This is a genomic window from Endozoicomonas sp. SESOKO3 (genome assembly GCF_024606255.1).
The window spans coordinates 1-8,325 of the sequence record NZ_JAHHPR010000598.1 but is presented as its reverse complement, the minus strand read 5'-3'; the positions used below and the strand labels follow the sequence as shown (position 1 = coordinate 8,325).

The 8,325-nt window shown below is 42.5% G+C and carries 8 protein-coding genes; all 8 read left to right on the top strand.

Annotated features, from left to right (window positions below):
* Positions 1–462: GDP-mannose 4,6-dehydratase (locus KDK18_RS10275; protein WP_257254809.1), on the top strand; the 462-nt coding region annotated here is incomplete at its 5' end.
* A 109-nt stretch (positions 463–571) separates the two neighbouring features.
* Positions 572–1,534, top strand: a complete 963-nt coding sequence (locus tag KDK18_RS10270) for a GDP-L-fucose synthase (RefSeq protein ID WP_257254808.1) — start codon at positions 572–574, stop codon at positions 1,532–1,534.
* Positions 1,535–1,579: 45 nt separating this feature from the next.
* On the top strand, positions 1,580–3,013 hold the full coding sequence (locus KDK18_RS10265; RefSeq protein WP_257254807.1) for a mannose-1-phosphate guanylyltransferase/mannose-6-phosphate isomerase: 1,434 nt from the start codon (positions 1,580–1,582) through the stop codon (positions 3,011–3,013).
* A gap of 79 nt (positions 3,014–3,092) precedes the next feature.
* Positions 3,093–3,293 (top strand): hypothetical protein, encoded by a 201-nt coding sequence (locus KDK18_RS10260; RefSeq protein WP_257254806.1) that lies wholly within the window; start codon positions 3,093–3,095, stop codon positions 3,291–3,293.
* 46 nt (positions 3,294–3,339) lie between these two features.
* Positions 3,340–4,098 (top strand): glycosyltransferase family 2 protein, encoded by a 759-nt coding sequence (locus KDK18_RS10255; RefSeq protein WP_257254805.1) that lies wholly within the window; start codon positions 3,340–3,342, stop codon positions 4,096–4,098.
* A gap of 567 nt (positions 4,099–4,665) precedes the next feature.
* Positions 4,666–5,598, top strand: coding sequence for an NAD-dependent epimerase/dehydratase family protein (locus tag KDK18_RS10250; protein ID WP_257254804.1), 933 nt, complete (start codon positions 4,666–4,668; stop codon positions 5,596–5,598).
* Between the two features lie 5 nt (positions 5,599–5,603).
* A complete protein-coding gene (locus KDK18_RS10245) occupies positions 5,604–6,161 on the top strand; it encodes a sugar transferase (RefSeq protein ID WP_257254803.1) in 558 nt (185 codons plus the stop codon).
* A gap of 44 nt (positions 6,162–6,205) precedes the next feature.
* Complete coding sequence (locus KDK18_RS10240; RefSeq protein ID WP_257254802.1) at positions 6,206–8,236, top strand: nucleoside-diphosphate sugar epimerase/dehydratase; 2,031 nt, start codon at positions 6,206–6,208, stop codon at positions 8,234–8,236.
* The last annotated feature ends 89 nt before the right edge of the window (positions 8,237–8,325 follow it).

The following is an 8,325-nucleotide window of genomic DNA, read 5'->3' as shown; positions in this document are numbered from 1 at the left end:
AATATGGATGCCCTGCGGGACTGGGGCCATGCCCGTGATTATGTGGAAATGCAATGGTTGATGTTACAGCAGGAGCAACCAGAGGATTTTGTGATTGCCACCGGCGTTCAATATTCCGTTCGTCAATTCGTAGATTTCACCGCCAAAGCTATTGGTATCCAGTTACGCTGGGAAGGGGAAGGTGTTGATGAGTGCGCCTATGTTGATAAATTCACTACTGATCAGGCTCCAGCGCTTTCAATTGGTCAGAAAGTAGTTGCAGTAGATCCACGATATTTCCGGCCCGCAGAGGTGGAGACCTTACTGGGTGATCCAACCAATGCTAAAACTAAACTGGGCTGGGAGCCAACAACCACGATTGAAGAGATGGTTGCCGAAATGGTTGAGTGCGATCTGGCCAAGGCCAAACAGCATGCTCTGTTGAAGGAGCATGGGTACGAGGTGAAAGTATCCAGAGAATAAATCTTCCTGCTGCGTTCTCTTTAGCATTATTATAGTTACTTTGCCGTTTAGTTTGCCTTTCATCGACTTCACCAAGCTCTGTGCTTGAGCATTTAATTGAACATTTTATATGAAAAGAATTTATGTAGCTGGTCATCGGGGTATGGTGGGTTCGGCTATTGTCCGCCAGTTATCACAATTTGGTGGTTATGAGATCATCTGTCGTGACAGAGCCGAACTTGATCTGACTGACCAGTCCGCTGTGCGTCGTTTTTTCGACTCTGTACAGATCGATCAGGTTTATCTGGCAGCCGCTCGGGTGGGTGGTATTCACGCTAACAATACCTACCCTGCTGAGTTTATTTATGACAACCTGATGATCGAGTGCAATATTATTCATCAGGCCTATGCTGCGGGTGTTAAGCAACTGCTGTTTCTGGGTTCCAGCTGTATTTATCCAAAGTTGGCCCCGCAACCTATGGTAGAAGATGAGTTACTCAGTGGTCATCTCGAACCGACTAATGAACCCTATGCCATTGCCAAGATTGCCGGTATCAAGTTGTGCGAGTCTTATAATCGACAATATGGTGTGGATTACCGCTCGGTAATGCCAACCAATCTTTATGGTGTAAACGACAATTTTCATCCAGAGAACAGTCATGTTATCCCGGCAATGATGCGTCGTTTTCATGAGGCCAGGATTCGTGGTGAAAAAGAAGTTGTAGTTTGGGGCACCGGTAAGCCTATGAGGGAGTTTCTCTTTGTTGATGATATGGCAGCAGCCTGTGTCCATGTCATGAATCTGGATAGCTCGACTTTCAGTCAGCACACTTCAGCTATGATGTCGCATATTAATGTGGGTACTGGAGTTGATTGCACCATTCGCGAATTAGCTGAGACTATGAAACAAGTGGTTGGGTTTGCTGGTGAGATTGTATTTGATTCAACAAAACCTGATGGTACACCGCGTAAGCTGATGGATGTTACCCGGCTTGAACAGTTAGGTTGGAAATCATCAGTCTCTTTGTTCGATGGTCTTGGGTTGACTTATAAATGGTTTCTGGAGCATGAGGACGAGCTTCGTTCAATATAAATTAATAGATAAAAGAACTACTCACACATCCCGCAAATTATAATTATGAACCTGATTCCCATTATCATGTCCGGCGGCTCTGGTAGCCGTCTTTGGCCGCAGTCTCGCTCTTTATACCCGAAGCAGTTTCTGCCATTGGTGAACGAACAAACCATGTTGCAGAATACCTTGTCCCGATTGGATGGCTTATCTTCTCTTGGTGCGCCAATGGTTATTGCCAATGAAGAGCATCGTTTCCTGGTAGCCGAGCAATTCCGGCAGGTGGGCCGTAAACCGTCAGCGATTATTCTGGAACCGGTTGGTCGTAATACTGCGCCAGCATTAGCACTGGCGGCGCTGAAAGCGCAGAGCTTACAGCCTGCAGCCGATAACGATCCATTGTTGTTAGTGTTGGCTGCAGATCATGTCATTCAGGATGTGCAGGCTTTTCATCAGGCAATTTTAGCTGCGATGCCTGCAGCACAAAATGACAAACTGGTCACGTTTGGCATTGTGCCTACTCAGGCAGAAACCGGGTATGGGTACATCAAGGCGAGTGAAGCGTTAAGCAGAAATAGTGAACAGCTTGCACAGGTGGAGCGCTTTGTTGAAAAACCAGATCTTGAAACGGCTCAGGAATACCTGGACTGTGGCAACTATTACTGGAATTCCGGTATGTTTCTGTTCAAAGCCTCACGTTATCTGGAAGAACTGGGCAAGTTTCGTTCGGATATTCTGACAGCTTGCCAACAAGCCATGGAGTTGCAGAATTCCGACCTGGACTTTGTTCGTGTTGATGAGGCTGCTTTTCTAGCGTGTCCCGATGAATCCATTGATTATGCGGTGATGGAAAAAACCACTGATGCGGTGATGGTTCCCCTGAATGCGGGTTGGTCCGATGTCGGATCCTGGTCTTCTTTGGCCGATATTGCTGAAAAAGATCAATTGGGTAACTCTACTTTTGGGGATGTCTTAATGGAAGATAGTCGGAACACCTATGTTCGCAGTGAGAAAAAGTTGATTGCTACTGTGGGTGTAGAAGATCTGGTGATTACCGAAAGTGATGACGCTATCCTCGTGGCTCATAAGAGCCGTGTGCAGGATGTGAAAAAGATAGTAAATCGACTCAAAGCAGAAAACCGCCCCGAGGCTAAGCTGCATCGTAAAATTTATCGTCCTTGGGGTGCCTACGACTCCATTGATATGGGTGAGCGCTTTCAAGTGAAACGCATTACCGTTAAGCCGGGTGCCCGGCTCTCACTGCAAATGCACCATCACCGGGCTGAACACTGGATCGTGGTTAAAGGGACAGCACGAATTACCAATGGTGATCAGGAACTTTTGCTAACCGAAAATCAGTCTACTTATATCCCAATTGGTGTTGTCCATCGACTGGAAAATCCGGGTAAGTTTGACCTTGAATTGATTGAAGTTCAAAGCGGCGGCTACTTGGGAGAAGATGATATTGTGCGGTTTGAGGATACATATGGGAGGGCTTAAGTTGTGAGTCATTTCATAATTGACGATTCACCATTCACCCACAAGCAATATATAACTTTATTCTATTTTGGCTTTTTTGATGAGTACTCTTAACTGTTTGCAAGCTTACGACATTCGTGGCCCTATGCCCGGTGAATTGAACGAAGGTATTGTCTGGCGAATTGGTCGGGCTATAGCGGAGTATTTAAAGCCAGAGATCATGGTAATTGGTGGAGATATTTGCCTTTCTGCTCCCAGTCTGAAAGCAGCTGAATTACTTGCTTCGATCAGAAGTAGATAAGTGCTTCAGTTATTTTTCTACTTATGCATTTTTACGAAATGGGCGCATGAAAATATCTATAATCACCGTATGTTTTAACTCAGCAATCACTATTGAAGATACTATTCGTTCCGTTATATCCCAGAATTATCGAGATATTGAATATATCATTGTAGATGGTGGCTCTACTGACCAAACTCTTTCTATTATTGATAAATACAAAGAAAATATATGTCAACTGATATCTGAACCAGATGAAGGCCTTTATGATGCTATGAATAAAGGTATTAAGCTGGCAACCGGTGATGTCATTGGTATTCTCAATTCTGACGATGTTTTTCAGGATGATGATGTAATCTTCAATGTTATTGCTGGCATTTCCAATGCTGATATTGATGCCTGCTATGGAGATCTGGTATATGTGTCAAAGGATGATTTAAGTCGTGTTGTAAGATTTTGGAAATCTTGCGAATATGATGAAAGTTTATGGGGGAAAGGCTGGATGCCAGCACATCCTACTTTTTTTGCCAAATCTTATGTATATAAAAAATATGGTTTGTTTGATACTTCAAATAGACTTGCGGCAGATTATGATTTTCTCATACGAGTGATTGGTAAAAACAAAATTAAAGTTAAATATATATCTGGGGTTTTGGTAAGAATGCGCCTTGGTGGTGAAACTAATAAGAGTGTTGGTAATATTGTTAAGCAAAACTATGAAATTATCAAAGCAGCTAGAAAAAATGGATTTTATTTTTCACTTTTTTTCTTTGTTATGAAAAAGATTAGGATTAAGTTTTATGAATTTAGGAAAAGCGAGCTTTAATGTTTAGTTGTTCTTTTAAAGCCTTTTTTGTCTGTGTTTGATTCAATCTAAATATCATTGGTAATATCATCATTGTTTTAATGATGGGTAAAGAGTTGTTGTTGAATTAAATGCATGTCTCAATTGCTATTGATGAGCATTTTTATAACAAAATAACCTGTCTGGTCATTTTTTTTGGAATGGGTTCGATTACTATTCGCTATTTGGTCATTCGAATTTAGCGATTTTATTTGCCTGTACTAGAGACTTTGCGGGTCAAAAAAGCAGATCACAGCAGAATTGCTTCAATCAGAAGGCTCAGGGGTAGGTCCGTTGAAAGTCAGCAGGTCATAAGCATCTGTAAAACTGCTTTTGCCTAGTCGTACTCGATTGGTGCGAATGCCCTGACTTGAATATTAGGCCTCGAAAATGTTCGGGTTACAAAGCCTCTCATGATGCAATTAAAGAGTTATCCTGAATAGATGCAGGAAAAGTCATAGTTTATGCACTTATTACTTGAATTCAGGGGATTAAAATAAGAGCTTAGCTCTATTCAAGTTGGTAGTATATCAAAATTCAGGATTAGTTATGCGTGTGTTAGTAACAGGAGCAAACGGTTTTGTTGGATCAGTACTTTATAATAAACTAAAAGAAGAATGCTCACTGGATGTTGTCGGTACTGTACGAAAAAATGAAGATCCGTATCTGTCGGGTGTGTTATCTGTCGGTTCTATTGACGCTAGAACAGACTGGACGGAAGCATTAGAGGGCGTTTCTGTTGTTGTTCATTGTGCTGCCCATTCTCATATTTTAAAGAGTGATTCTGAAAAAACTATTTCTAATTATAATAAGGTAAATAATGAGGGTACTCTGAATCTTGCAGTTCAGGCTTTGAAGGCAGGTGTCAAACGTTTTATTTTTCTAAGTTCTATTGGAGTAAATGGAAATAAAAGTGTAAGACCATTTTCATTTAATGATACACCTAGTCCTTACGATTCGTACAGTCGCTCTAAGTACAATGCAGAGTTGGGCTTGGAAAAAATTTCTAAAAAGAGTACTCTAGAGGTGGTTGTAATTCGTCCACCACTAGTTTATGGAAAGCGAGCACCAGGAAACTTTGGTAGTTTACTTAAGCTAATAAATAAAAAGTTACCTTTACCCTTAGGAGCCATTCACAACAAACGTAGCTTTATTGGTATTAATAATTTAGTGGATTTTATTACGATTTGCATAAAGCACCCTGCGGCTTCAGGGCAAACATTTCTTGTTAGTGATGATGAAGATGTTTCTACAACTGAACTGCTGCATAGTTTGATTATTGCTAGTGGTAGAACTCCATGTTTAATACCATTAAATGTCACTTTTCTTCGTTTTTTAGCCAGTATATTAGGGAAGTCATCGGTCATAGATAAATTGGCTGGCGATTTGCAAATTGACATGAAGCATGTGAAAGATACTCTTCAATGGAAGCCACTTCTAACTTTCAATGAAGGGATTTGTGAATGTTTCTCGGATGATTGATTTATATGTTGCGCATATTAGATTTGTTAATTTCATTATTCGGTTTTATTTTTGTAATGCCTTTATTTATTGTTATCTATTTTGCTATTTATTTTGACTCTGGCTCGCCTTTGTTTAGACAGGAGCGGGTTGGAAGAAAGAAAAAACCTTTTATACTAGTTAAATTCAGGACGATGAGAACTGATACTGCTTCTGTAGCTAGCCATCTCGTTTCAAATAGCTCAATAACTCGATTTGGTAAATTCCTTAGAAAAACCAAGTTGGATGAATTACCACAATTATGGAACGTCCTAAAAGGTGAAATGAGTTTGGTCGGTCCAAGACCCAATTTATTTAATCAGGTTGAACTTATTGAGCATCGCGATAGATTAATGGTTTACGATGTCAGGCCAGGAATTACAGGCTTGGCTCAAGTGTCAGATATTGATATGTCAATGCCTGAATTACTGGCAAAAACAGATGCGGAAATGATTAAAGGCATGTCTCCTTCTAACTACTTTCGCTATATTTTTATGACTCTAGCTGGACGTGGTCAGGGCGATAGAGTAAAACAGTCTAAATGATAGAGTTTTTGCTACAGTACTTTCAGTCCTTCTCCAGGTAACACATGCGCAACACACTGCTCTCTCTCCCACGCTCAAGTAAACGGCTAGTTGCATTGCTATTCGATTCAATAGCAATAATCTTCTGTTTGTGGATGGCGTTTTATATTCGCCTGAGTATGGTTGACCCCTTTACTCGCTATTATCCAGCCTTTATTGTTGCTGTGGCAGTCACCTTGCCTTTTCTGGTTAAAATGGGACTTTATAGAGCTGTCCTGCGGTATATGGGCTCTGACTCTCTTATCGTCATCTTTAAAGCATGTTCCTATGCTGCTATCTGCTTGATGTTAGCTGGGTTTCTCTCCGGACAGGCCCAACTTCCACGCTCTATTCCTTTTATATACTGGCTCCTGTTGCTGCCGACTATGACTATCACACGCTACGTGATTAGAAGCTGGTTATTAGAGGAATCCATAGCAGATATCTTTCCTGAATTTTTCCCTAGCAGGCAAAGGCACTCACGCCGGGGAATTCCTGTCGCCATTTATGGCGCCGGGGCTGCGGGAGTGCAGGTGATGTCCGCTTTAGACAGGGGGATTGAGTACCAGCCAGTCGCTTTTTTAGATGATAAGCCGGACAATGCCGGGCGTGCTATTCAAGGGAGGCGTATATACCGACCCTCAAGTTTCGGGCAAATGGTGCAGGAAACAGGCGTTCAGGAGGTGTTACTGGCCATACCCTCTGCGAGCAGGCTAAGGCGAAAAGAGATTGTTCAGACACTTGAGCAGCACGGTCTGCCTATTCGAACAATACCAGCCGTGTCTGATCTGGCTAGCGGTCGAATGAAAATGCAGGAAATTCAGCCTGTTGATATCGGTGACGTCCTTGGCAGAGACGAGGTGGAGCCAAGACAAGATCTCTTGGAAAAGTGTATCACTGGTAAAGTGGTGATGGTCACTGGCGCAGGTGGTTCTATTGGTTCTGAACTCTGTCGGCAGATTCTTAAAAGGAAGCCTTTATGTCTTGTGCTTTATGAGCACAGTGAGTTCAGCTTATATTCTGTCGAACAGGATTTAATAAAGACACAAAATAGTTCAAATGACTGTAAAGCGGTTCAGATTGCAGCAGTGCTGGGTTCGGTCAATAATCCGGAGCGATTAATTGAAACCTTGCGAAGATTTTCTGTGGATACGGTTTATCACGCTGCTGCCTATAAGCATGTACCTATTGTTGAACATAATATAGAAGAAGGTTTACGAAATAATACGTTAGGAACACTTTATGCCGCACAAGCCGCGATTGTTACTCAGGTAGAGCGCTTTGTCTTGGTATCTACTGATAAGGCAGTGCGGCCCACAAATGTTATGGGTGCCTCAAAGCGCCTGGCAGAAATGGCTTTGCAGGGGTTGGCTGCTGAACTTTCAGTAAAACTGTTCCACTCGGACAGGTTTGGCGTTGTGGCAGAAACAAAAATACCGGTTAATACCTGTTTTACAATGGTCCGGTTTGGAAATGTATTGGGTTCCAGTGGCTCTGTCATCCCGGCGTTTCGTGAGCAGATCCGGGTTGGTGGCCCTGTGACGGTGACTCATCCAGACATCAATCGTTATTTTATGACAATTCCAGAGGCTGCTCTTTTGGTGATTCAAGCCGGTGCTATGGCCAGCGGAGGTGAGGTTTTTGTACTGGATATGGGGAAACCTGTCAAAATAGCCAATCTGGCAAAGCGGATGATTAATTTATCCGGCTTAACTCTCAAAGACGAAAGTAATCCTGAAGGTGATATTGAAATTGTCTACACGGGTTTACGCCCTGGTGAAAAGCTCTATGAAGAACTGTTGATTGGAGACAATGTGGCAGGTACCAGCCATCCTAAAATCAGTATGGCTATGGAAAGCAAAGAATCCTGGAATGACTATAGACTGGCTTTGGAGACTATTTTTGAGGTGGCACGAGATGGGCGTTTCACTGATCTGAGAAATCTGCTTTCCAGCTATGTGAATGGTTTTAGTCCAACGTCTGATGTTGTGGACTGGATGGATCGGTCCAGACAAGCTGAATCAAATCCTGAGCGAGCGGTTTTGAACTATCATTGAGTTGTCGTTTGCTAGGAGGCTGACCGAGAATAGACTGCCCTACTGCGGCGGCAGCAAATTGGTCTGAAAATCCGCTTTTGTTCGTCAAA